This window comes from Alteribacillus sp. HJP-4 (assembly GCF_042139015.1).
Taxonomy (GTDB): Bacteria; Bacillota; Bacilli; order Bacillales; family Marinococcaceae; genus JBHIKY01.
This window is the reverse complement of record NZ_JBHIKY010000004.1, coordinates 57,795-81,466: the sequence shown is the minus strand read 5'-3', so window position 1 is coordinate 81,466 and position 23,672 is coordinate 57,795. Positions and strand designations below refer to the sequence as shown.

The window sequence follows — 23,672 nt, the reverse complement described above, 5'->3', positions numbered from 1 at the left end:
TGCATGAAGCCATTCCTGCTTAGACAATTCTCCCTATAATTTTTTCATTGTCGATCTCCTTGAAAAATAGATTGCCAGCCTTTATAATATATCGCTGGTTTGTGTAATAAATTACGCTTGGGAGTTTTCCATATGTATCCAATGTTACTAGCTAAAGAAGAAAGTACCAAGGACCCGTCTGAATTAAAAGAAGAGCTTGATAACCTTGAATTCAGCATGCTCCGCATGCAGGACAATGTCCAGAAAATAGCGAAGAAAAGCCGCGTTCTCGGTGTCGATCAGACGAAGGACGATAAACTTGTCGTAGTCTATACACCGGAGGAGCCCGGCACATGCAAAATAATGCTGAATGACAGTGACAGTGCCTACCAGGGAAAGTGGGATTTTTCGATTCAGGCGACCTACGCCGATGAAGAAACGATCCATATTGGGGACATCAAGGGTCCGGCAGACAAAGGCTATGGCTCGGTCTGTATGAAGTATTTGAAAAGCCTTGCCGCTGATCAAAATATCCCGTTCATTACAGGCGATATCGCCGAACGGGATTACGGCCACGTTGATCGACTTATTCACTTCTATGAAAAGCACGGATTTGATGTTACTGTCAATCATGCACAGAAAACTGGAGACATCATGTGGAGCGCTGATCTTAACAGATAAGCAGAGCCTGCCCCACGCAGAGAACCAGGTCTATTTTTTGCTTTGCGATTGCGTCTGCGGCTCTGATGTTTTGATTTTCGCCGATGATTTCTCGAATTTCGCTGATCAAATTCAAATTTTCGCTCATGAAATCGAAGAAAGTGCTGATGAAAGTCGAATTATCGCCCATTCATAGCAGAATATCACAGCTCACAACACGTAATTAGTGAAAAACAAAACTATTATTACTAAACTTTGACAATTTCGTTGTCTCCGGCAATAATAATATCATTCCAGCAAGAAAGCGAAGTGATGTCTTGATTGTCAAACCCCGCACTACTCCCCTCTATCTGCAGCAGCTTCAGGCACTGGAGCGAAGGCTGCCATCCCCGCATCCGAAGCGTCAAATGGTGGAAAATACGATGGCGCGCTGGTCCGCTGGTTTTAAAGGAGAGCAGTCTCTTGATTATCCCCTTACCTTCCTGCCTAAAGATAAGTTTCTCATTCTTCATGATGTCCGTCTTCACGACGGGACCCACTATTTCCAGATGGATACCCTCATCCTCTCTGAGCATTTTCTAGTTATTCTTGAAGTGAAAAGCATTTCGGGAACTCTCATTTTTAATACAGACTTTAACCAATTAATCCGATACGACGGGGAAAAAGAAGAAGCTTTTTCTGATCCTTTGATTCAAGTGAGGCGGCACCAGGCACAGCTTACACTTTGGCTTCAGCAGGTGGGGCTTTCGATTCCAGTAGAAGGCTTTGTCGTCATGGGAAACTATCGGACAGTGTTAAAAAAAACGCCGGACAGCTTAGAAACGTTCGAAAATGTAATACAAGGCCATGTGGCTTCCGAAAAGGTGCTGGATCTCTTAAAGCTGTATCCTACAACCACTGTTACACAATCCCAATTAAAGGCTTTATCGAAAAAGTTAATGCACCAGCATAAAGAAGGGAAACGGGACATTTTAAAACAATTCAGTATCAGCCCGGACGAAATTATCCGGGGAGTGTACTGCCCAGATTGTCCGGCTTCCGTGATGCAGCGAAAGCATGGGAGCTGGAATTGTCCGGCCTGTCAAAAACATTGGAAAAAAGCCCATATGGAGGCGCTCTCCGATTTCAGTCTGCTTTTCTCCCATACCATTTCAAACAAACAGGCTCGTGAGTTCTTAAAAATTCCTTCCCGCGACGCTGTCAAGCGTTTATTGCAGTCGATAAAGGTTTCCCAGAGCGGGGAATACAGCAGGCGAAGATACAAACTGCCTTTTCGCTGATGATTTCTCGATTTTCGCTGATGAAATCGAAGAAAGCGCTGATGAATTTCCAATTTTCGCTCATGAATTCGAAAAAATCGCCGATCCACAATCAAAAATCGCCCAACACTCCCACAAAAAAGTTCGAGCTGATACTTACCAGTCGCTGAACGTTGCACCGCCGAACAACAAAAAAGAGCTGGCCCACGGGCACCACCCGAAAACCAGCACGTTCCACCTATTATTCCTCAAACAAATTTTTTACTTTCTCGACAGTATACGCACTGCCGCCCCGCCCCTTGACATCCTCAATCATCATAGAGATCAACATATCTTCATTTTCGTAGTCATAGGCGACAAACCAGCCATTTTCGCTGCCATCTTCATCATCCTGAGATTGCTTCAGCTCTGCAGTGCCGGTCTTTCCGGCAATCGTCAGCTCGTCGCGGACTGGCTCGTACGCGGAGCCTCGTTCATTCTCGACGATGCCGCGCAGGCCGGCTGTAATTATCTCCGTGTCTTCCGGGGGTACAATTTCCTCGCGCCACACGTCGCCTGGATCATCCTTTCGTTCGAGTGTCGGAGCAAGCATATTGCCGTCATTTAGAAAGGGAGTGTACGCAACGGCTAAATGCACGGGCGACATCATCATCTGCCCCTGGCCGTAAGCGGTGTCAGCCAGCAGAATTTCTTCATCGAGTCCATCGTTGGCAATAGTTGAGGCGCTTACTGGAAATTCATACGGAACATCCTCTTCGAAACCGAAGCTCCGCAGTCCCTCAGTAAACGCTTCATTTCCGGTATCAAGCGCTGCCCGGGTAAAATAAATATTGTCGGACGAAATCAGCGCATCTTCGAGATTTACCTCAGATAAACGCTCGGAAACTCTTGTAACTTCATAGCCTCCCCAGCTCTCATTCGGCTGCCAGCTTCTTCCTTCAATCGTCTTTGCTTCCTCGGCGTCCAGGCTTCCATCCTGCAGTGCAATGGATGCAGAAATTGGTTTTATGGTGGAACCCGGTGCGTAGCGGTTATTGAATTTGGCAGAGAATGGGGCGTCTTCATTCTCGTTTGCTTCCTCGAACTCACCGTCCGGCCACCCGAAAATAAAGTTATTTGGATTATAGGCAGGTGTACTGACAATCCCGATGGTTTCGCCGGTCTGTGGTTGGAGCGCTACGCCGGCTCCGGTATCTTCCTTCAGCTCGTCATACATATTTTCCTGAAATTCCGCATCAATGGTAGTTATTACATCCGTCCCGTTTTCGACCTCTTTTTCAGCGATCGTTTCATCGCTTTCCGGGATAAAAACCCGCCATCCCATCGTTCCGCGAAGCTTTTCTTCATACACACTTTCCAGCCCCGTGCTCCCGACCATCGACGACCCGCTGTATTCACCGTCCGGCAATTCTTCGAGATCGTCTGCATTCACACTGCGGATGTAACCGGTGAGGTGAGCCGCTTTTTCGGCAAGTGGATAATAACGGGAGGTAGTCTCCTGAGTAGTAACACCGGCAATCGTTGTCACTTCCTCGACCAGCTCATCCTCGCCAGGTTCCAGTACCGTGAGGGGAACGAAGGACTCGTCAGTAACCCAGCCGGCATCTAATGCTTCTTCTATTTCTTCTTCTGACATATCAAGGTTCTCTGCTAGCTCCCCAATCGAACTGTCTTCCAGCTGACCGGGTACCACTCCGACTTCATCCACCGGCGAATTCATTGCGAGCTGCTCCCTGTCGCGGTCGAGAATCTCTCCGCGCACCGGTTCCTCGGAAGCTACGCGTACCGATTCATCCTCTCCAAGCTCCGGAAAAATAAAGGAAGAATCCCAGTTTACCTTCCACGTATTTCCTTCCTCCGTTTCTTGCTTAACGAGTTCTGCTTCTCCGTCAAATGCGACTTCCCCGGCTACCGTTTCCATTGCCACCGAATATGGATAGGGATCTTCATCATCCGCATCCTCGTCCGGATCGCCGGCCTGCACGGAAAGCTCTTCCGCTTCAACACCCTCATAAATTGTTTCATAACGGTCTACGAAGGATTTTCTATTTAAGTTCTCTTTGCTCTCTTCAGATAAGTATGTATACACGGTTTGAAAGTCCTGCTCATTCCAGGCGGTTACAAATTCATCCATGACTTCTTCCTGGGTCGGCCCGCTCGAACACGCCGCCAGACCAATTAACAAAAACGGGAGTATTAATTTTTTCATGTCTGTTCCTCCGCACAGCAAATTTTGACATATTTCTATTGTACTAGGAAGCTCTCAAAGATGCACCTGTGATACAATGTCTTTTAGCAAATAAGTACGGAGAAAGAAAGGACTTTATAACATGAAAAAGAAACAACAGCCAGTGGCACCGGTGCAAAAAAACGATGTCATTACAGCTTCCTTTGAAGACATGACACACGAAGGGGCAGGAGTGGCGAAGGTCGATGGTTACGCACTGTTTGTACCTTATGGACTCCCGGGGGAGACAGCGAGAATAAAAGTGATCAAAACGAAAAAAGGCTACGGCTTCGGCCGGCTTGTTGAAAAAATAGACGAAAGCAGCGAACGCACGGAACCGCCGTGTCCGATCTATTATCGCTGCGGAGGCTGTCAGTTGCAGCATATGACCTACGAAGGACAGCTTCGTTTCAAACAAAATCAAGTTAAGAATGCGATTACCAGGCTCGGTGGACTTGAAAAAGTACCCGTTCATGCCACTATCGGCATGGACGACCCGTGGCGCTACCGCAACAAAGCTCAGGTTCCGGTCGGTTCCCGTGAAGATGGACACTTGAAGGCAGGCTTCTACCAGCAGCGCACCCACCGCATCATCGACATGGAAAGCTGCATTATTCAGCAGCAATCAAACGATGACGCTGTTCAAATTGTTAAAAATATTGCGGATAAGCATGGCATTAAAGCGTATGACGAAGAAAAACACCGCGGCGTTCTGCGCCATATCGTCACCCGTCACGCCCGCAGTACCGACGAGCTCATGATTGTCCTGATTACGAATGGGGAAGAGCTTCCGCACAAAAATAAATTAATAGAAGACATCCATAAGTCCATGCCGAATGCAGCTTCCATCGTTCAAAACATTAACACGAAACGAACGAATGTTATATTTGGAGAAAAAACGAAGGTGCTGGCCGGAGAAGAATACATTTACGATCATATCGGCGGCGTAAAATTCGCTATTTCCGCCCGCTCCTTTTATCAAGTAAACCCTATGCAGACAAAGGTGCTTTACGAAAAAGCACTGGAATATGCTGACCTGCGCGGTCACGAAACCGTTATCGACGCCTACTGCGGCATCGGTACAATTTCTCTGTTTCTCGCCCAGAAAGCAAAGCACGTATACGGTGTCGAAATTGTGCCGGAAGCCGTTTCCGATGCCAAGCGAAACGCCAGGCTCAACAAAATGGATAACGTCACCTTTGCTGTCGGACAGGCCGAAGAAGTAATCCCCTGGTGGCACCAAGCAAACGGCATCAAGCCTGACGTGATCGTCGTCGACCCGCCGCGAAAAGGCTGCGACCAGGCACTGCTCGAAACAATGCTGGCTATGAAGCCAGAAAAGATCGTCTACGTTTCCTGTAACCCGGCCACACTCGCCCGTGATCTCAAGATCCTGGAAGAGGGCGGTTATGAAACGAAAGAAGTACAACCAGTTGATATGTTTCCGCAGACGACTCACGTGGAGTGTGTGACATGGCTAGCAAAGAAGTAGTGGGGACGGTCCATGACATCTACCCACTCCATTAACACTAAGGTGATTTAAGAAAAGGCTATCATATAGTCATTTTCTTCATATTTATATACTTCATTTACGGCTGCTACTATAGCAGCTGTTTTCTAATACATTAATGGTGAGTAAGTCAGAAAGAAAGATAACCTGTACCTTAAAATAACTTTCCATAAAATTTTCTGAAATATATAATAAAAGTACAGACCGTTTAAGAAAGGGGCAATTGAATGATATCTCCAAAATTGAAAAATTCGATACCCGTTTTCCGTATCTTTGATGTAGCCAAGGCAAAAGAGTTTTATTTGAACTTTTTAGGATTTGAAGTGGATTGGGAGCACAAGTTTGAAGAGGATCTTCCTCTATATATGCAAATATCTCATGGCAGCTGTAAAATCCATCTTTCTGAGAATCATGGGGATGCCTGCCCAGGATCGTCTGTGAGAATTGAAGTAGAAAACCTGTCTTCCTTTCATGAAAACCTATGGGCAAAGCAATACAAATTCGCCCGCCCTGGCATGGAATCTACTCCTTGGGATACTCGAGAGGTAAGAGTGGGAGATCCCTTTGGCAATCGAATTATTTTTTATGAATTCATAAAATAAGGAAAAACTATCATTTAAGAGAGAGAAAGGTTCATTTAGGTGTACATATTCTCGCTTAAATTCGTTTGGACAAAAAGGCAGAGAAGTTAGGGTTTCAAGAAGAAGGTAGAATTAGAGAAGACTTATTTTACAATGGAAAATATCATGACTCAATATTAATGGGTGTTTTGAAGCGAGAATTTCAACAGTCTGAATAAGATTGTTTCACTGTCTGTATGGAAAGCTTTTTGCTTGTTTCATTATTGGGTGGCTGAAGATTTTTGTTGAGCTATCCAGTTTTGGTTGTGTGTTAAATTTATGAACAAAAAAACAGTCGTGATGGATATACCATTACGACTGTTTTTATTTAAGGAATACGATGTCAGCAAGCAGTGATTATGCTACTTATATTTAATGTGTCATACTCTTTTCTTAACACCTACCCATTTAATACTTTTACTTTTTGGCGGGTCATGGACAGCAGGCTGTAACGCACACCCTGAACTCCGAGACCTGAATTTTTCACTCCGAGGAATGGAAAATGGTCAGGACCGCGGGAAGTTTTCCCATTGAGTTGGACACTTCCGACTTCGAGTTGATCTGCAATGCGGTGTGCTGCATCAATGTCCTGGGTGAAAACACTTGCCTGGAGTCCGTATTCAGAATCATTGGCAATCTTGATCGCTTCTTCTTCTGATGTGACACGGATGATCGGAAGGACCGGGCCGAATGGCTCTTCCCAGGCAATACGGGCATCAGTGCTTACATGATCGAGCAAAGTAGGGGAGATAAGGTTTTCCTTTCTTTCATCCCCGGTCACAACTTTCGCTTTTTTATCGATTGCGTCATCAATCAGTCCCTGAACGTAGTCGGCTCCCTTGTCGTTGATAAGAGGTGTAACGTCAGCATCATCTTCCGGCAGCCCTACAGACAGCTCTTCTACTTTTTCCTTCAGCTTGTCCACTAATTCGTCTGCTGCTTCTTCTTTTACCAGTACTCTCTTGATAGCCGTGCAGCGTTGGCCGGAGTAGGAAAAGGCACCCCCGGTGATTTCCTTGGCTGCTTTGTCGAGATCCGCGTCTTCAAGTACAATAGCTGGATCTTTGCCGCCCAGTTCAAGGACGAGCGGGATCATTCCTGCTTTCTTGGACAGGGAAAGTCCCGTCTCGGACCCTCCAGTAAAGGAAATTTGGTCTATACCTTTATGAGTTACCAGCGTATCGCCAATTTCCGAGCCCCGGCCGGTTGTAATGTTGACGAGCCCTTTCGGAAGGCCGGCCTGATCCAAAGCTTCCATCATCATAATGCCGCTCAGGGACCCTTGAGTAGCTGGTTTGAACACCACGCCGTTACCTGTCATCAACGCAGGTGCTATTTTAGAAGCGGAGAGGTTCAGTGGATAATTAAATGGAGCAATGGCAAGTACGACTCCCAGCGGCACGTGGCTGACCTGTGCTGTTTTACTGGCCGGTCCACCATTATAACTGTCGCCGGTGAGAAGTTCACCGTTCAGCCGCACTCCTTCTTCTGCGGTATGACGGATGAAATCAGCCGTGCGGACGACTTCATCTACAGCTGAAGATTTCTTTTTTGCCACTTCCTTCATGATCATGGTGCCGATGACTTCTTTATGTTCTTCCAGGTTGTCTGCCCAGCGGTATAACAATTGCTTCCGTTCGTGCAGCGGTGTTTTCGCCCACTTTCTCTGAGCTTCCTTGGCTGCATTTACAGCCGTACCCACTTCGCTCTCCGAAAGGGCTGGTACACTTCCGATCTCTTCTCTGGTGGAAGGGGAAGTAAGAGTGATACGCTCCCCGTTTTCATTCTCTCTCCATTCTCCATTCAAGAGAACGTTTTTCTGACTGAATGTTTCGACTTTTTTCGTTATCATCATAAAAAACCTCCTCTTTTTTCTATCTGTATTAATAGATGAATACAACCTGTATCAATTCAAGGTTCTTTATACCTTACCAAATCTGACTTCAAATGTTAATTTTTCTGCCTGAAGAAGCTTGGAGGTTGATATAAAGGGAATGAAAGCGTTTTACTACGTATAAAATATTAATTGTTTTTTCAAAAAATTTAAAATTAATAGATAAGACTCAGGCATTATTGCCTATTTTTTATATAAAATTGTTCGAATTTCTAGTTTTATTAATAATTCTTGCTGCCAGTAATCAATAATTCTGCAAGACGGCTGAAATTGGTATGGCAGAGGTTTTACATTAGATATAACACATATAACAAAGGAACAGGATAATATATTACAGTTATAATTTAAATAGTATAACAGATTAAGATAATAGGTATAACGGTTTCGTGGATATATCGAACAATGGCATAGTGTGTTGAAAAAGAGGGTTACGATCCAGGAAAATCGGATAATAGAAATAGGTAGTTTTCAGTCAGAGGTGAAGGCATTGGGTAAAAAAGAAATTACGGTAGGGCTTGCCGCATCACATGGTTATCCGAAAAGCATTGTAGAAGATTTACAAAAAGAACTTCCCGAACTGTTCAGCTTCTATGTCAATGATGAATGTGAGTGGATCGTGGAATACATCGTTGATCCAGTGACCGGAATAACCGAGAAATCAGAGGAAGTTCTCGAGTCAGCCGGAGAGAAAAGACAGGAGAAGGGCTGGGATTTTGTTATATGCATAACGGATCTTCCATTGCTTAGTGGTCGGAAACCAATTGTGGCAGAAGCCAGCGAAGGGGAGAGAGCGGCAGCCATCAGCCTTCCTGGTCTGGGATCCATCCCGATGGTTAAACGAATCAAGGAATCCGTTCTTCAGCTCATAAATGAAATGTATTACGGAACATCTGAAAAAGATAGAGAGCAGGCGGAAAATAGAATTCAATCTAAAGATGAAGGGGAGCATAAAGAGTTAAGAAATAAAAGCTCAAAGAAACTGGTAGGAAATAGGGTAGTAGAGCGACTAAGTCCAATACACCGGGAAGTACCCGGAACGAATACGGTAGAAAACACCATTATTGATGTTCGTTTTTTCATAAAGTCGCGATTCAGCGGGGCGCTGCGTATGTTAACAGGAATGGTCAGAGCCAATCGGCCGTGGTCGATGTTTCCGGCATTTATGAAGGTTATTATGATAGCATTTACGACAGGAAGCTATGCCTTGATATTTCCGACACTATGGATGCTCAGCACCGATTATGGCCTCTGGCGTATGGCTATGCTCACCGTCATTTCCATTTCAGCTATGGTTGCATGGATTATTCTCGCGCACAGCCTGTGGGAAAAAACAATGGAGGACCGGTCCAATTATTTACGAAAATTATATAATATTGCGACAGTATTGACTCTTTTCTTTACCGTGTGTTTGTATTATTTATTACTATTCTTTCTATTTTCGGTAGCAGTTATAGTATTAATACCCACTGGTATGCTGGAATCACAATTATCCAAACCTCCGCAGTTTATGGATTATTTTAATATAGCATGGACGGCCACAAGTATTTCCACCATTATAGGAGCTCTCGGTTCGGCGCTCGAAAAAGAAAATGTAGTGCTTTCAGCCACATATGGCTATCGGCAGCGCCAGCGCTATGAGCTTATGAAAAATGAAAACAGTAACACTGAAAACGAAGAAGGTTTCCAATAATGCCTTAGTGATTCAAGTGGTGTCATAAAAGCAGAGTCCATTTTGAGAACAGCTCGCTCAAAATGGACTCTGCTTATTTGTGAGTTTACTTAGTCATTAGTTTAGATTTCACTCCCCAAAAGCTTCCGGAAGTATTTTAAATCCGTCAATTTCCGCATCCTCTTCCACTTCAATCATTATACAGCGTTTTCCATGATAGTTGATCTGCCTTACATACTGCAGATCCTGAGGACTGATGGAGATGTTGGCGATTTTAGTGTTGATTTTAATTGATTTCGATTTATATTTTGGGACGATGCTGCTTGCTTTGAATTCATAGGAATCGTCATTAGCGGCTCTTTGAAAAGCTGTTTTGACTTTTTCAGAATCAACTTGTTCCCCGCTCTGACTTAGAACGCGCTCGACGTCTTTGTAATCGAGTGTTGGAGGGATGTCCTCTTCATTATCTTCCACCACCCGGTTGATTTCTCCATATACATTGGCGAGTGTGGAAGGATTGAGCTGATTGCCTACAACATCTTTTATGACTTCCTCGAATACCGCTTTGTCCTCTTTCGCTGTCATGAATTCTTCTCCGTTTAATACGTCTTCGATAAATCGGTAGTCAGGTTCATTTGCCTTTCCTGCAGAATAGAGAATATGGTTTACATCAGAGGCTCCGTCTGTAATGGTAGGGAATAAAAATCCTGACATCGGGTTTTTCAGATCAATGACTGGATCTGATTCAATCTTGTATTTGAACTCTTTTTCGATATAGTCGAACTGTATCTCTTTTCTGGGCTCCTCTGTTTTGTTGATGCTGCACAAAATAAAGGGATGGGAGTAAACGGCGTCCCGTAGATTTTCCTCCGACTCATCATTCCGGTGTTTTGTTGGTTTCCAGTACTCTGCTCGAATAAAGGAGATAACGATATCCTTTTCATACGGTTGGTCTTCGATCATTTTTGATGTCATAAGCAGCATTTGTTCCTTCCAGTCCTCGACATCGCTGCTCAATAGCCCTTTATGAAGAATGAGCTGACTATGATTCTCTGCATCCCGCTGGAATTTCAGCTCAAATAATTTTTCATCGAGCCGGCCTGTAAGTACTTTTTTGAAGTTGTTCATGAAAAGCTCCTGTTGATCCTTATCGATCATTTCGAACGGCTGACTCTGATGATGATAAATTTCCGTTGACTCTTTCATAATATAAACGTTGAAAATATCAGTAATCTTCAATAAATCATTGTCTACTTTTAAATGTCTGCGGATACCAGCTATATCTTTTTTGTCCATCTATTGTTCCCTCCTGAACTGCGTAATGTATGAGCATTCATTCTATCAGTCTATTATTTTAACACACGGTACGAGTCTTTCCGTGGAGAATATAATGTATGAACGATCTATCAATTCTATTCGAAGTTCATACAAAAAAATGCAATAAAAAGAATCCATTAAGATGTTTCTCGAAATGGATTCTCAAAAGCTATTCTGCTGAAGATAAACATATTGCTAGACCTGCTTCGCCCCTAAATATTTTGATTTCCAGTAAGTATTATCCATATCTGTGATAGTGACTCCAGTAGAAGAACCTGAATGAATAAACTTATTGTTCCCGACATACATCCCTACGTGGGAGGCACCGGTGCGTGTTTCAAAGAAGACGAGATCACCTTTTGAAGGGCTGGCCACATTCGTGCCGGCATCCCATAGTTGAGAGGTGGTTCTTGGAAGCTGTTTCCCATTTTCAGAGAACACGTTCTGGATAAAGCCGCTGCAGTCAAATCCTGTGGATGTCGTTCCACCCCATTGATACGGGGTACCAATATGGCGTTTGGCAGAAGTAATAAGACGGTCAGCATGGCCCGGTGTCCTGGGTTCAGAGGAGGAATCGTTGGTAGCAGCTAGGCCGAGAGAACCAAGAGTCTGCGGACCGGCCACACCGTAATAATTCCCGCGCGGGCTGGAGATATTGTTGGATAATTGATACGCCTGTACAGCCTCAAGAGTTCTCGGACCGAAAATGCCATCGACATTTGACGAAGCGTTATATCCAGTTTCTACAAGAGTTTTTTGCAGCTGTTCCACAAAGCTTCCTCTGCTGCCGACTTTTACTGCCGAGTTTATTGCGGCCGGGTTCTGAAGGGATACCCCATTCATTGATACGGTTGTCATGATTTTCATACCTCTCTATACATAGTGAAAAAAATGTCTCTATTTGTCCGTGTTCAGCAGAAGAAGGATAATATGTTTCTAAAGATATCCTCATAGTTGCAGATGATAAAAGTAATTCTTTAGTATGATATAAGTATAATGGAAGAAACCAGCATAAATCAATCAAAAGTAACAGAAACGAGGATATAAGAGGGGATAAAATAAATGATAAAGAAAGCGGAATTCTATCCGCTTTAGCCTTTTTTCTGCGGTGTAAATTTCTCAAAATTTAATTTATCTTAGAGGTTTATCTTTATTTATTTTGCGTCGACGTTTTATGCGTTTTTTCTTCACGGTTATTCCGTCCTGATTAGCATTTTGGCCTTTTTTTCCTGTGATTTGGCCACCTTGATTGGCATTTTTCCCTTTTTTTCCTGAAGAATTCTGCCCGCCTTGTGTTGCTTTTTGTTTAACGCCAGCACTGCTTCCTTGGTTTGCGTTATTGTTTGTATTATAGATGTTAATCGATATTCTGAATCCATCCAGATCATGTTTATAGGTTAGGTTTTTTCTGGTTTTTTTTCTTTTACTCTTCATCCTTTACACCTCCCTTCCCATATCAATACAATAGCTTATTCATAGAAGGAGGGAGTGCTTGTGCCATGTCCCTTTTATCCAGAGAACAACTGGACCACTGCAACAGTAAAATACAATTTTATTGAAGATTAAGGGGCTGTAGCAAAAGCCCCTTTTTATAGAAAAAGTAGTATCCTAAATAGAAGATAGCAGAGGACAAGTCCGAAGACTCCAGTGGGAAGAGCAGCGGCTGAAGATCCGCCGGGCGTGGGTTTCGCCCGGTTAGCTGAAGCGCTGCCCACGGAAAGCGAAGGACTTGTCCACTGCATTTTTACCATGTAAAAGGGGGCGAGTATCATTTATGATACAGCCCCAATAAAAGGGAAAAGAAAGAATTTGAAGAATTAAGCCTGCTGCGTTACCATCTTATTTAAGATAAAAGAAAGAATTTTTCAATAAGTGAACAGCTGTCTGCTTCTTCTATGTATATCCTTGCTCAGACTGTGTAAGTTTCTTATATCTCTAATCAGAAGGAGAATTTACTAATGAGTGAAGAGAGTCTGTATAAACAATCATATTTTGAGAGGCTAAAAGAATTCGAAACTTTGGTCCCGGATGCATTCAATGAGTTTGGCAGATTTGATAAAAAGACAATGGAGACAAATACGCTGACCCATAAGGAGAAAGAGTTAATTGCAATAGCTGTAGCTCATACCACTGGTTGTCCGTATTGCATTGATGTTCATACAAAGGGAGCTAAGAAAGCGGAAGCATCAAAAGAAGAAGTGGCAGAAGCAATTATGGTGGCTGTAGCATTAAAAGCCGGGTCTGCTCTCGCACATGGTGTAAATGCACTCAACGCTTATGATCAACAAAAGGATGACGAATTGTATAAAACCGCCTATTTTAATAGACTTAAAGAATTTTCCCAGTTAAATGGGAAGGCTTTTGAAGCATTTATAGACTTTGATAATGAAACAATGAAACCTGGTTTGTTAGGAATAAAAGAAAAAGAGTTAATTGCAATTGCTGTAGCTCATACCACCGGATGCCCGTATTGCATTAATGTTCATACAAAGGGAGCTAAAAAAGCGGAGGCATCAAAAGAAGAAGTGGCAGAAGCAATCATGGTGGCTGCGTCATTAAAAGCCGGCTCCGCTCTTGCACATGGTGTTAACGCTTTAAATGCTTTTGATGACTTATCGTAATTTATTTTCTATCGTTGTAATCATTAAATAAACAAAGAGAACCGGCTCCAGCTTCGGCTGTCCGGTTTCTTTGTTATACTAATAAGATATACGCAGAACGGATTAAAAGTGCAGGCGATATGAGATGAAGAAGAATAGATTCAAGTTCTTAGGCGGTCGTATAGTAAAAACAGGCATAGCAGTCTTTTTAACAGCGCTTATCTGCCAGCAGGCTGATCTTCCAGTTGCTTTTGCAGTAATCACGGCGATTGTGACACTGGAACCGACCGCAGCAGATTCAATAAAAAAGGGGATGCAGCGTTTTCCAGCATCTTTGATTGGCGCAGGCCTTGCAGTTACTTCGGTTTACTTTCTCGGGCATAATGCGATGGCATATGCGGTGGCTACGGTGTTTACAATATATATTTGTCATTTACTGCGGCTCGAAGCAGGAATGCTAGTTGCCACGCTTACTGCGGTTGCGATGATGCCGGGCACCAATGAGGCATTTCTTCTCGCATTTCTAGAGCGGGCAGGCACCACAACAATTGGCCTCGTCATATCTACGCTGGTCAATCTTACAATTATTCCACCGCACTTTTCTGAAATGATTGCATCCCGGAACAAACAGTTTTTTCTACATACGGCGGATGTTCTTGAAAAACGTTCAAGAGAACTTTTTACTAAAGATGAGCAGATCTCAAAAACTTCAAAGCAGGAATATCGGAGCTGCAGCGAGAAATAGATAAATCCATGCAGCTGGCTTATTATCAGCGGGAAGAATGGAAATATCACCGTTACAGCCGGGAAAATGTACGGTATTTTGAGTACGAGCAAAAGCGGCTGCACGCCATTGAGCGGATGGTTTATCATTTAAATAGTCTCTATATGATAGAAGAAGAGGACCGATGTGCCTTTACGAACGAAGAAAATGAAATACTCCAACGGTCCGTGCAATCGATTACCTCTATATTAAGAAGTTCGAGTCTTTTAATACCTACACCGCACTATACATTAATTTCTGAGCTTGATAATCATTTTTGGCACATCCAGGAGCATCATCCTGAAGCTGTACCGCGTAAGTATCACCATCACTTCCCGAAAGAAGTAATCGTGTTTTATGTCGTGTTGTCGATTCATGATACTCTTGAAGAGCTGGCGCTGCTCTCCGATCATTATCACCGCAGCGGATAACGTCACATACAAGCTCTCTGATTGAACTAGTAGAAAAAACATATTAATTGAGTTTCTGTTCTTATATATGTTCCAATCATAGGAAAGGTCCCTTGGAAAATCATTCGAGAAATATTCTATTTCATTTAGTTGCTATAACAACTAATAGCATGAAAGGAGATATCATATGGCAGAAGGTGAATATCAATTTCAGAGAAATGTTAAAGATCATTGGTATGTAAAATATCAGGAAGCCCAATTCCCATTTATTCAGAAGGGCTGGGTGCTTCCTGTTGAGAGATGGGCTGACTTTGATCCATTTATTTTAATGGCGGAGGATTGGTTTAAGAGAGGTGCGTTTTCCGATCATCCACACCGTGGCTTTCAAACAATTACGTATGTTATTGATGGCAGGCTCGAGCACATTGATAATGGCGGCGGCCGCGACATTTTAGAGCCGGGGGATCTGCAGTACATGAACGCCGGCTGGGCAGCGCGTCATGCAGAAGAAGGTGTAGGTGATGACATTGCCCATACGCTTCAGCTTTGGGTTAATCTGCCAAAGGACCTTCGAAATTCCAATACCACCTATCAAAATGTGTACTCGGAGCAGGCACCAGTTGTTCCAATTGACGGAGGTGCGATAAAAGTCTTTTCCGGTGATATCGCAGGTGCGAAAGGGCCGTTGGATGCGGCGGTACCGGTCACGATTTCAGAAATTTCTCTTTCAGAGGGAGCATCTTACACCATTCAGCTGCCTGAAACTCATAACGCGATTTTTTATGTATTATCGGGTGACCTGGATATAGGTGAAGAAACAGTTACTGTAAAAAAAAATGGAGCAGGAACCTTAACATTCCCTGAGGATGGGGACATGAATAAGAAAAGCGAACTGAAGCTTCATTCCAACAGCCGCCGCTCCAGAGTTCTCATTTACTCGGGAGCGCCGATTAAAGAACAGATTGTCCCTCACGGTCCATTTGTAATGAGTTCAATGGAAGAGATTAAACGGGCATTCCAGGATTTTCGCGATGGAAAATTCGGACCGCCGGCTGTTTAATAATAGTTTTAATGAAAAGGAGCCATGCTTCATAACCGAAGTCAATGGTTCCTTTATTTTGTACTACTCCTTTATTTTGTACTACAAGGAAGTTTAAAATCTCCGCCTGCGGAACATAGCGACTTTCCAGACAACCCGGCTGGTTCTCCGGACATGAGTTCCGCATTTGCTTTTAAAAGAGCACAGTTTAATGGATTTGCCGTGTCTCCAACAATGAAAATTAGATGATCTAGAGAGAATACGGATCTCATGTTCCGCACACAGCTCGTCGACTACTCAACCGGCGAAAAAAGAAACTGCTGAAGATGCCTCAGCGAGCGTATAGGCAGGTTAAAGAAAGATGAACAATCTATGTAAAGCAGATATCTTCATTTTTCGCCTCCTATTCTACACGATGCAACGATGTTATACTTTTCATGTAGCTTTGCGTGGAAAGGAGTCCGCTATTGCTGAATAAAGTAAATTATTATAATGACACGTACCGAAAAAATGAGAACCTCGTGCTCATTCATCAGATGGGAAAGGTCGGTTCTACCTCCATTACAAACTCATTGAAGGATGAAGGGTTCCTTCCGATACATATTCACAGCTTTTTTTCACCGATTTCGTACCAGATGTATAAAAACTATCACTCTATTAAATATTACCGTTCTTTTTTTCACCGGCTGAAGTTTAATATCCGCAATCGGTTAATATTAAAGCTGTTAAAAAGCCGAAAAAAAGTAAAGATCATTTCAATTGTGCGTGAGCCGGTCTCGCCCGAACGTATCGATGTATTTCCAGGCATTTCATGTTCCTTTGATGGATGTTAACAGTCAAACTGATAACCGCCAGGAAGCGAATACGAATCTAGCTGCCTTCCGGAAGGATTTCTTTAATAAATTTAATCATTACTACGGCGTGAACTGGTTTCATGAGGAATTTAAGAAGGCGTGGAATGTCGATATATATGCCTATCCTTTTAATAAAGAGGAGGGCCATGCGGTGATTGAGAAAGATAACATGGAAATTCTTCTTTTGAAGATGGAGAAGCTCGATGATTCGGAGGAAGTGCTGAGGGAGTTTCTCGAATTGGATCACTTCTCGTTGATAAAAGATAATATGAGTGAGAAAAAATGGTACCATTCAGTATATAAAGAATTTAAAAGCATGATTAAGCCAAGTGAAGAATATATTAATAAGCTCTACAGCACGAGCTATATGAAACATTTTTATTCCAATGAGGAACAAAAATACTATAAAAATAATATTTAAGTCGTTCTCCGCAGAAATCGTCTAAAAGCATTGGAGCATACTATGAAAAAAGCAGTCATTATCTTGATGATGTTGACCATCATCTCAAAAATAATCGGATTTTTTCGGGATGTTACACTCGCCTTTTTCTACGGCGCTTCCGGCATCAGTGATGCATATTTAATATCGATTACGGTCCCGACGGTCGTTTTTGGGGTTGTTGCTAAAGGCATATCCACCGGGTATATCCCGATGTACAGCCGCATTGCAGAGAAAAATGGCCACCGCGACGCGGTGCGGTTTACGAACAATCTAATAAATACTCTTATTGTTTTTAGTACGCTGATTGTGCTGACAGGTCTGCTGTTTACAGAACAGCTCGTAAAAATATTTGCGGGTGGGTTCGAAGGAGAAACGCTTGCGACGGCAGTACTATTTACGAGAATCAGTCTCGTCGGTATTTATTTTACCGTACTTATCCGTATATTAAGCAGCTATTTAAATTATAAAAGATATTTTGCTGTACCGAATCTCCTTGGAATTCCAGGCCTTTTTCTATTATTCTATCGGCATGATTGGGATGGGGCTGCGGGTGATTTTGTCGCGGGCATTTTATTCCCTTCAGGATACAAAAACACCCATGATCAACGCTGCGATTGCGATGGCTCTCAATATCGTGCTGAATTTTATCCTCTCGAGGTATTTAGGTATTGGAGGGCTTGCGCTTGCCACGAGTATTCGGTATATTCTGCACGCTGCTTCTTTTCTATGATTTACGAAAAAAAATTGGCGTGATGCAGTATAAACGAATGGCTGTTTCCTTTATGAAAATTGGCGCCGCCTCTGTCTTAATGGGCATTGCTGCGAAATTCGTTTATGATTATTTGTCTTCGATTACCGGCTTTCAGCCCGCCCTTCTGACAGCCATCACGATTGCCGGAGCAGTATATTTCATTCTCGTTTACCTTATGAAAATTGAAGGAGTAAACAGCATGATCGAAGAGATTAGAAGTAAATTTTCCAGTTAAATAATCCTCCCTCTTATATTTCAATCTGATTACTTAAAGGTGGAGGAGGATGCCTACAGCGGAAACGGCTGTTACAATAGAGGGAGAACAAGGCAGCTGAGAAGGAGAGAGAACATGGACACGATTCTCGAATATCATTTCGGTAATCTACAATCGAAGAATCGAAATGAACAATATGAAGCATTCCAGGCCATTATGACGGCTACAGAAAATAAAGTGGACTGGGCCTATGAAGTATGGGACGAGCTTAAAGAAGACCTCACCCACAAGGACCAGCACCGCCGTGCGAGAGCGGCTCAGTTTTTAAGTAACCTCGCTCTCAGTGATCCGGAAAATCGGATCATGGAGGATTTCCCTGCCATCGAGGCAGTTACGAGAGACGATAAATTTGTTACGGCGCGCCACAGCCTGCAGGCAATCTGGAGAATCGGCCTGGCGGGAGACGAACAGAAGCAGATGGTGGTGGACAGCCTTGAGAACCGTTACTTACAAAGCGGAGAGGAAGCAAATTATACTTTAATTCGTTATGACATTATTAAAGACCTTCGCAACCTTTACCGGGCCACGAATGATGAAAGCATTAAAGAAAAAGCAGAGACGCTGATAGAGAAAGAAGAAGATCCAAAATACCGGAAGAAATACGCAAGCGTCTGGAAGGCAAAACAATAGTAAAACTATTACAAAGCCCTGAAGAAAGCAAAAACACTTCAGGGCTTTAGTCTGCCGAATTTTATTTGACAATGATAATCATTATCATTTAACATTGACAATGTAATGGAAGAAGGGGGAGGAAAACGGTGGCTAAGATTATTATTTTGTTTGCAAGCATGTCCGGAAATACGGAGGAAATGGCTGAAATTATCGAGGAGAACGTAACCTCCTGCGGTCATTCGGTTACGAAATATCACATAGATATGGATGAGGTTCAGCCCAAAGAGCTTCTTTCATATGATGGGATTCTGCTTGGAACTTACACATGGGGAGACGGAGACATACCGTATGAATTTGAAGAATTTTATGATGATCTGGAGGAGATTGATTTAACGGGGAAAACAGCAGGAGTATTTGGTTCCTGCGATTCGATGTACCCGATATATGGAGGAGCAATTGACACCTTCGGAGAGCGTTTTCAATCATGCGGAGCAAGACTTGTTTTAGAGAATTTAAAGGTGGAGCTGACTCCTGAAGAGCAGGACGTGAAACGGTGCCGGGAGTTTGCAGTAGCCTTTGCATCGCAGCTCTCAACATAAACATAGCTACCATCTTCAAAAGCGTCCTGCTGTGGCGTTCGTGTTTCACATGTATAAGTTTATGCTGCTTACACAGCTGATTGAAGAGGAACTACCTCTTAGAAAGTGCTGCGAGGCAGCCGTGGCTGGTTCTCTGCACAATGCGTCCGCTATTTGCTCCAAACAACCTGGTTTAATGACTCTCCCGGCCATGAGTGTTTCGTTATCGGTTGAAAAGTAAGCCCAATTTTCCGTCATTCAGGCAAATAACTTACCTGATGTCCGCAAGCCATTCAATAAGAGTAAAATTTGATGGAATAACGGATCTCCTGCACGCACACCGCTGCTTGGGAGAATTAACTTAAAGCCATAGTTATGCCTTGCATGACTTCACTATAGCTTGCAGAATGAAGACATTCAAAATCAGAAATTCAGAGAAATGAGTACGGGCCTCTCTTCCATCTCTGATTTATTCTCCTGCATATATTTCTGCAGGTGCCTGCGAAAAAAGTACATAACTAACAAGTGCACCCTTGCCTGAGTATATTTATAAATAAACCATGGCAGAGACGGCATGTAGTCATGGATGGCAACAATACATTCCTGCCTGCCTGGAATCTGCCGGAATTCTAAGCGGCCGCGCTCATTTTTTTGTTTGTTCTCAAAAGCTCCGCCGGTGATATAAAATAGTGTTCGGCTGCTGCTGCTTCGTTCTGTAGCGTATTGCAGGGAAAGCAGTGGAATGTTACCGAAAGAAATAGTAACCAGCCCCTCTTTTACCGGAGCGGTGTGAATCGTAAGAAATGGTGCTGTAAGTTTTTCGAGCCAGTTTATATAATGATGCGCGAGCCATTCGGCAGATTTCCCTTTCGGAAGTGGGATGCGCTGAACAGAGCGGACGTCCTGCTGTATATCTGGTGGTGCTGCGGCTGAAATAGGAGATTTTTTGCTGCTCTGTTCCTTCTTTCCGGTTTCCAGTGACTGGCGGGCTGCTTGTTTAAAGGGAATTTTGCCATAGCTGATCTCTTTATCCATGTTTTTGTGTTTAGCGGTCATCGGATGAATCAGACTTTCAATGAGAGGATATACGGTTTCCTTCGGAGAATTCGACACGAGGCTCACCCACAGTCTGGAAAGATTGATCGTTAAAAGTGGGAGATTTATCATTTTTGTTTTTTTTCCCATGACCTCGGCCGTTTGTTTCATCATCTCTTTATACGTTAATATGTCCGGTCCGCCTACATCAATGGAGCGACTGAATACCGATTGATTGCCGATACTTTTTCTGAGAGCGATAAGAACGTCCTCCAGGGCGATTGGGTGAGTGTTCGTACGGGTCCACTTTGGGAGAGCCATCACCGGCAGGCGTTTTACCAGCCGGGCAAGTATAGGAAAAGAAGAACCTTTTGGGCCGACGATAAGGCCGGCACGGATGGTGGTAACGGGAATCTGATATGACTTAAGGATCTCCTCGACCTCTAAGCGGCTCCGCAAATGCCGGGATAAGTCAGGCGTTTCTGGAATCAGCCCGCTTAAATAAATGAGCTGCTGCACTCTGTTTTTTTTCGCCGCCTGGGCAAAATTATCGGCCAGTATGACATCCATATCTTCAAAGCTTCCCTGTGTCAATCTGGCGGATGGCTTCATGGAATGGACAAGATAAATAGCAATATCAGCTCCTTCCAGTCCTTTTTCAGCATCGGCCATTGAAAATAAATCACAGGAACGCCACTCAACATGCGCTGTATTATTACGAGCTTCACCATGGCGGGAAAGTGCAATCACATCTGCAAAATCAGTTATTTGTTCTAATAGATTCTTTCCGATATATCCGCTTGCCCCGGTTAACGCGATGACCGGGCGCTTCTTGGTCTTTGTTTCCATCTTGTCTCACTCCCATAATTGATGTTCCAGACATATACCCTTTTTTGTTTAGTTTAAAAGACCTCGACTTCTGTGATTTTTCGCTTTTCTTCACTTCCTGAATTGCCAGCCTTCCTCCCAGGGAGATCAGAGAATCGTCATGGCTGGAGGGTGATCTGTAGCTCAATTCTTTAATCCGCTGCTCCAAATATTTTAACAGCTCCTCGTGATCTGTCATTCTGATCTCCTGATATCGGCAATATGTTCAGCAATTATAAAGATCACTTCATCGTTCTTTTCGATATGAAGTAAACCCTGGGAAGAATTAATCCACGTGCAGCGGTCGGAAGTTTCAAGAAAATATCCATTTTTCCAAAACGTGAACGTTAATTCCAGGTCTGTGGTCATTGCTTCTTTCAGCAGCCATTCAAATTCCTGCCACTGCTGTTCATCGACAGACGGTTTCATTCTTTTCCTTTTAATTCCTAGAACATCCAACCATTTTTCCCTGTATTCAGGAAGAATCATCCTCATGCTTTCCCATCGTAAATTCGATTCAGCTGTTAGTTTATTCACCATAGAATCGACACCTCCATAATATAGAATGTTTGTTCCCGTTATAAACGAAAACTGAGTATTTAAAACTGGTATATATTGGGAAGTGGGAAGAGAATGCCTTTTCTCACACTATTAAGGACTGGAAAAAATTTTTAATGTGCCCTGACTATTTTCCTGCGATATTTATTTTTGTTCTCTATCAGCTTGGAAAGAGGTTTACAGAGCATTCATAAAAGGGAAAATTTTCATTGAAAGAATCAATGAAGGAGGCCATCATTCGTGGAATCCAACAGATATAACTTTGCGAAGCGCAATCTTTGGTCCGGCATATTATGCGGCCTTGGAATTGTGGCTTTTTTAGATGAAACACTCTTTCATCAGCTGCTGCACTGGCATCATTTTTATGATAAGTCGACCACAGAGATTGGCCTCGTTTCAGATGGTTTATTTCATGCGTTCAGCTGGTTTGCGACTGTGGGAGGATTCTTTTTATTTGCGGACCTCCGCCGGCGCAGAGGTTTTTGGCCCAGGCGGTGGGCTGGCGGCATCCTCCTTGGGGCAGGTATATTTCAGCTGTATGATGGAATCGTTCAGCATAAGCTTATGAGGATCCATCAAATCCGTTATGTCGAGAATGTCATTATCTATGACCTCGTATGGAATATCACTGCGGGCGCCATGATTATAGCCGGAGTTATCCTGTTGATGCAGACAAGGCGTCGGGTAAGGTTTAGTAAGGTCTCAAATGGCCGCTGACCACGGACCGGGGGCTGTTGTTCAATTGATGATGGCTCTGCCTTTCGCGCTGATGTTAGGGGTGTATGTTGCTGCAGCAGTCATGTCAATGCATCAGCAGAAACATTGGCCATGGTACCGGATCATTCTTTGGATTGTCGGGGTTTGCTGTGCAATTGCTGCAGTAGCAGGACCACTCGCACGTCAGGCGCATATGGACTTTACAATTCATATGCTTGGTCATCTGCTGCTTGGAATGCTTGCTCCACTTTTCATGGTGATGGCTGCACCGATGACTCTTTTTCTGAGAACACTTCCGGTAACTGCTGCCCGTAAACTGAGCCGGATGTTAAAGAGCATGCCTGTTCGTTTTTTTACACATCCAGCGGTTGCTGCTCTCCTCAACATAGGCGGATTATGGATTTTATATACGACCTCTCTTTACGAGGCAATGCACCAATATACAATACTTCATTTATTAATCCATATGCATGTGTTTACCGCAGGCCTGCTGTTTACTGCTTCAATTATTTATATTGACCCGGCGCCTCATCGGAAGAGCTTTGTTTACAGGGGAGTTGTTTTACTACTTGCACTTGCGGGACACGGAATATTATCTAAATTTGTGTACGCAAATCCTCCCGCGGGAGTGTCTTCCGCTCAGGCAGAAAATGGCGGTATGCTTATGTATTATGGCGGTGATGTTATTGATCTTGTTATAATTTTTATTCTTTGTCTTCACTGGTACCGTTCCGCGAAGCCGCGGGAACGGAATGTCCGCCATGGAATTGATTTACCGGCTCAAAAATAAACAATAGATGTTATAGTTAAGGAAAATGTGATAATCTAGTAAAAAGATCCTCAAAAATCTTTTTACTAGGTTTCAATGTGCAGTATTTTGGGTAACCACTATTTCTGAAGCTATTCCAAAATGTGTAGCTTTTACATAAGAATTGGTTTTTAAAATCGAATATGTATCCGGCGGAAATATGTAGACGATAGAGCTAATGTATGAGCTGGAAAGGGAATCCTGCCCTTTCCAGCTCTTTTTTGTATTT

At 43.4% G+C, this 23,672-nt stretch carries 24 protein-coding genes; 17 read left to right on the top strand and 7 right to left on the bottom strand.

Annotated features, from left to right (window positions below; genetic code table 11):
• Positions 1-132 precede the first annotated feature (132 nt).
• Both ACE4RR_RS04880 and ACE4RR_RS04875 read left to right on the top strand, forming a co-directional pair.
• Positions 133-660, top strand: coding sequence for a hypothetical protein (locus tag ACE4RR_RS04880; RefSeq protein WP_375534282.1), 528 nt, complete (start codon positions 133-135; stop codon positions 658-660).
• 296 nt (positions 661-956) lie between these two features.
• Positions 957-1,919 (top strand): nuclease-related domain-containing protein, encoded by a 963-nt coding sequence (locus ACE4RR_RS04875; RefSeq protein WP_375534281.1) that lies wholly within the window; start codon positions 957-959, stop codon positions 1,917-1,919.
• Between the two features lie 220 nt (positions 1,920-2,139).
• Here ACE4RR_RS04875 and ACE4RR_RS04870 read toward each other — a convergent pair whose 3' ends face one another.
• A complete protein-coding gene (locus tag ACE4RR_RS04870) occupies positions 2,140-4,107 on the bottom strand; it encodes a penicillin-binding transpeptidase domain-containing protein (protein WP_375534280.1) in 1,968 nt (655 codons plus the stop codon).
• Positions 4,108-4,228: 121 nt separating this feature from the next.
• Between ACE4RR_RS04870 and rlmD the strand changes: the two genes are divergently transcribed.
• Together rlmD and ACE4RR_RS04860 are read left to right on the top strand one after the other, a co-directional pair.
• Complete coding sequence (rlmD, locus tag ACE4RR_RS04865; protein ID WP_375534279.1) at positions 4,229-5,617, top strand: 23S rRNA (uracil(1939)-C(5))-methyltransferase RlmD; 1,389 nt, start codon at positions 4,229-4,231, stop codon at positions 5,615-5,617.
• A gap of 245 nt (positions 5,618-5,862) precedes the next feature.
• A complete protein-coding gene (locus ACE4RR_RS04860; RefSeq protein ID WP_375534278.1) occupies positions 5,863-6,237 on the top strand; it encodes a glyoxalase superfamily protein in 375 nt (124 codons plus the stop codon).
• Between the two features lie 418 nt (positions 6,238-6,655).
• Here ACE4RR_RS04860 and ACE4RR_RS04855 read toward each other — a convergent pair whose 3' ends face one another.
• Entirely contained in the window at positions 6,656-8,107 is a 1,452-nt protein-coding gene (locus tag ACE4RR_RS04855; protein WP_375534427.1) for an NADP-dependent glyceraldehyde-3-phosphate dehydrogenase, read from the bottom strand.
• A gap of 529 nt (positions 8,108-8,636) precedes the next feature.
• Between ACE4RR_RS04855 and ACE4RR_RS04850 the strand changes: the two genes are divergently transcribed.
• A complete protein-coding gene (locus ACE4RR_RS04850; protein WP_375534277.1) occupies positions 8,637-9,839 on the top strand; it encodes a hypothetical protein in 1,203 nt (400 codons plus the stop codon).
• Between the two features lie 108 nt (positions 9,840-9,947).
• Here the strand turns inward: ACE4RR_RS04850 and ACE4RR_RS04845 are convergent, their stop codons facing one another.
• The 3 genes from ACE4RR_RS04845 to ACE4RR_RS04835 all read right to left on the bottom strand — a co-directional run bounded on the left by ACE4RR_RS04845 (position 9,948) and on the right by ACE4RR_RS04835 (position 12,569).
• On the bottom strand, positions 9,948-11,114 hold the full coding sequence (locus ACE4RR_RS04845) for a DUF4317 domain-containing protein (protein WP_375534276.1): 1,167 nt from the start codon (positions 11,112-11,114) through the stop codon (positions 9,948-9,950).
• 216 nt (positions 11,115-11,330) lie between these two features.
• Positions 11,331-11,993, bottom strand: a complete 663-nt coding sequence (locus ACE4RR_RS04840; RefSeq protein WP_375534275.1) for a C40 family peptidase — start codon at positions 11,991-11,993, stop codon at positions 11,331-11,333.
• Positions 11,994-12,266: 273 nt separating this feature from the next.
• Complete coding sequence (locus ACE4RR_RS04835) at positions 12,267-12,569, bottom strand: hypothetical protein (protein WP_375534274.1); 303 nt, start codon at positions 12,567-12,569, stop codon at positions 12,267-12,269.
• Between the two features lie 524 nt (positions 12,570-13,093).
• Here ACE4RR_RS04835 and ACE4RR_RS04830 point away from each other — a divergent pair.
• From ACE4RR_RS04830 to ACE4RR_RS04785, 10 genes are all read left to right on the top strand, one after another.
• Entirely contained in the window at positions 13,094-13,756 is a 663-nt protein-coding gene (locus ACE4RR_RS04830) for a carboxymuconolactone decarboxylase family protein (protein WP_375534273.1), read from the top strand.
• A 124-nt stretch (positions 13,757-13,880) separates the two neighbouring features.
• Positions 13,881-14,480, top strand: a complete 600-nt coding sequence (locus ACE4RR_RS04825) for an FUSC family protein (protein ID WP_375534272.1) — start codon at positions 13,881-13,883, stop codon at positions 14,478-14,480.
• Between the two features lie 8 nt (positions 14,481-14,488).
• Positions 14,489-14,929, top strand: a complete 441-nt coding sequence (locus ACE4RR_RS04820; protein WP_375534271.1) for a hypothetical protein — start codon at positions 14,489-14,491, stop codon at positions 14,927-14,929.
• A gap of 166 nt (positions 14,930-15,095) precedes the next feature.
• Complete coding sequence (locus tag ACE4RR_RS04815; protein ID WP_375534270.1) at positions 15,096-15,968, top strand: pirin family protein; 873 nt, start codon at positions 15,096-15,098, stop codon at positions 15,966-15,968.
• Positions 15,969-16,414: 446 nt separating this feature from the next.
• Complete coding sequence (locus tag ACE4RR_RS04810) at positions 16,415-16,780, top strand: hypothetical protein (RefSeq protein ID WP_375534269.1); 366 nt, start codon at positions 16,415-16,417, stop codon at positions 16,778-16,780.
• Positions 16,770-17,222: a putative capsular polysaccharide synthesis family protein gene (locus tag ACE4RR_RS04805; protein WP_375534268.1), complete on the top strand. Its 453-nt coding sequence runs from the start codon at positions 16,770-16,772 to the stop codon at positions 17,220-17,222. The genes ACE4RR_RS04810 and ACE4RR_RS04805 overlap by 11 nt, the downstream gene beginning before the upstream one ends.
• A 42-nt stretch (positions 17,223-17,264) precedes the next feature.
• Positions 17,265-17,996, top strand: coding sequence for a lipid II flippase MurJ (locus ACE4RR_RS21535; RefSeq protein ID WP_483860814.1), 732 nt, complete (start codon positions 17,265-17,267; stop codon positions 17,994-17,996).
• A 14-nt stretch (positions 17,997-18,010) separates the two neighbouring features.
• The gene (locus ACE4RR_RS21530) at positions 18,011-18,229 is read left to right on the top strand and encodes a hypothetical protein (protein WP_483860813.1); all 219 of its coding nucleotides are present in this window, start codon (positions 18,011-18,013) and stop codon (positions 18,227-18,229) included.
• A gap of 114 nt (positions 18,230-18,343) precedes the next feature.
• On the top strand, positions 18,344-18,898 hold the full coding sequence (locus ACE4RR_RS04790) for a hypothetical protein (RefSeq protein WP_375534267.1): 555 nt from the start codon (positions 18,344-18,346) through the stop codon (positions 18,896-18,898).
• 128 nt (positions 18,899-19,026) lie between these two features.
• Complete coding sequence (locus tag ACE4RR_RS04785) at positions 19,027-19,479, top strand: flavodoxin (protein WP_375534266.1); 453 nt, start codon at positions 19,027-19,029, stop codon at positions 19,477-19,479.
• 402 nt (positions 19,480-19,881) lie between these two features.
• Here the strand turns inward: ACE4RR_RS04785 and ACE4RR_RS04780 are convergent, their stop codons facing one another.
• Positions 19,882-21,342, bottom strand: a complete 1,461-nt coding sequence (locus tag ACE4RR_RS04780; protein WP_375534265.1) for an NAD(P)H-binding protein — start codon at positions 21,340-21,342, stop codon at positions 19,882-19,884.
• 213 nt (positions 21,343-21,555) lie between these two features.
• Positions 21,556-21,900, bottom strand: a complete 345-nt coding sequence (locus ACE4RR_RS04775) for a YolD-like family protein (protein ID WP_375534264.1) — start codon at positions 21,898-21,900, stop codon at positions 21,556-21,558.
• A gap of 258 nt (positions 21,901-22,158) precedes the next feature.
• On the opposite strand from ACE4RR_RS04775, the gene ACE4RR_RS04770 reads away from it, so the two are divergent.
• Together ACE4RR_RS04770 and ACE4RR_RS04765 are read left to right on the top strand one after the other, a co-directional pair.
• Entirely contained in the window at positions 22,159-22,635 is a 477-nt protein-coding gene (locus ACE4RR_RS04770) for a DUF2243 domain-containing protein (RefSeq protein WP_375534263.1), read from the top strand.
• 52 nt (positions 22,636-22,687) lie between these two features.
• Positions 22,688-23,425, top strand: coding sequence for a cytochrome c oxidase assembly protein (locus tag ACE4RR_RS04765; protein ID WP_375534426.1), 738 nt, complete (start codon positions 22,688-22,690; stop codon positions 23,423-23,425).
• Positions 23,426-23,672: the final 247 nt, after the last annotated feature.

Coding starts and splice junctions, on each gene's coding strand:
- rlmD (WP_375534279.1), top strand. CDS start 4,229: ATGAAAAAGAAACAACAGCCAGTGGCACCGGTGCAAAAAAACGATGTC.
- ACE4RR_RS04870 (WP_375534280.1), bottom strand. CDS start 4,107: ATGAAAAAATTAATACTCCCGTTTTTGTTAATTGGTCTGGCGGCGTGT.
- ACE4RR_RS04830 (WP_375534273.1), top strand. CDS start 13,094: ATGAGTGAAGAGAGTCTGTATAAACAATCATATTTTGAGAGGCTAAAA.
- ACE4RR_RS04815 (WP_375534270.1), top strand. CDS start 15,096: ATGGCAGAAGGTGAATATCAATTTCAGAGAAATGTTAAAGATCATTGG.
- ACE4RR_RS21535 (WP_483860814.1), top strand. CDS start 17,265: ATGAAAAAAGCAGTCATTATCTTGATGATGTTGACCATCATCTCAAAA.
- ACE4RR_RS04855 (WP_375534427.1), bottom strand. CDS start 8,107: ATGATAACGAAAAAAGTCGAAACATTCAGTCAGAAAAACGTTCTCTTG.
- ACE4RR_RS04845 (WP_375534276.1), bottom strand. CDS start 11,114: ATGGACAAAAAAGATATAGCTGGTATCCGCAGACATTTAAAAGTAGAC.
- ACE4RR_RS04765 (WP_375534426.1), top strand. CDS start 22,688: ATGTTAGGGGTGTATGTTGCTGCAGCAGTCATGTCAATGCATCAGCAG.
- ACE4RR_RS04880 (WP_375534282.1), top strand. CDS start 133: ATGTATCCAATGTTACTAGCTAAAGAAGAAAGTACCAAGGACCCGTCT.
- ACE4RR_RS04780 (WP_375534265.1), bottom strand. CDS start 21,342: ATGGAAACAAAGACCAAGAAGCGCCCGGTCATCGCGTTAACCGGGGCA.
- ACE4RR_RS04790 (WP_375534267.1), top strand. CDS start 18,344: ATGGACACGATTCTCGAATATCATTTCGGTAATCTACAATCGAAGAAT.
- ACE4RR_RS04825 (WP_375534272.1), top strand. CDS start 13,881: ATGAAGAAGAATAGATTCAAGTTCTTAGGCGGTCGTATAGTAAAAACA.
- ACE4RR_RS04805 (WP_375534268.1), top strand. CDS start 16,770: ATGGATGTTAACAGTCAAACTGATAACCGCCAGGAAGCGAATACGAAT.
- ACE4RR_RS21530 (WP_483860813.1), top strand. CDS start 18,011: ATGGCTGTTTCCTTTATGAAAATTGGCGCCGCCTCTGTCTTAATGGGC.
- ACE4RR_RS04775 (WP_375534264.1), bottom strand. CDS start 21,900: ATGGTGAATAAACTAACAGCTGAATCGAATTTACGATGGGAAAGCATG.
- ACE4RR_RS04840 (WP_375534275.1), bottom strand. CDS start 11,993: ATGACAACCGTATCAATGAATGGGGTATCCCTTCAGAACCCGGCCGCA.
- ACE4RR_RS04835 (WP_375534274.1), bottom strand. CDS start 12,569: ATGAAGAGTAAAAGAAAAAAAACCAGAAAAAACCTAACCTATAAACAT.
- ACE4RR_RS04820 (WP_375534271.1), top strand. CDS start 14,489: ATGCAGCTGGCTTATTATCAGCGGGAAGAATGGAAATATCACCGTTAC.
- ACE4RR_RS04860 (WP_375534278.1), top strand. CDS start 5,863: ATGATATCTCCAAAATTGAAAAATTCGATACCCGTTTTCCGTATCTTT.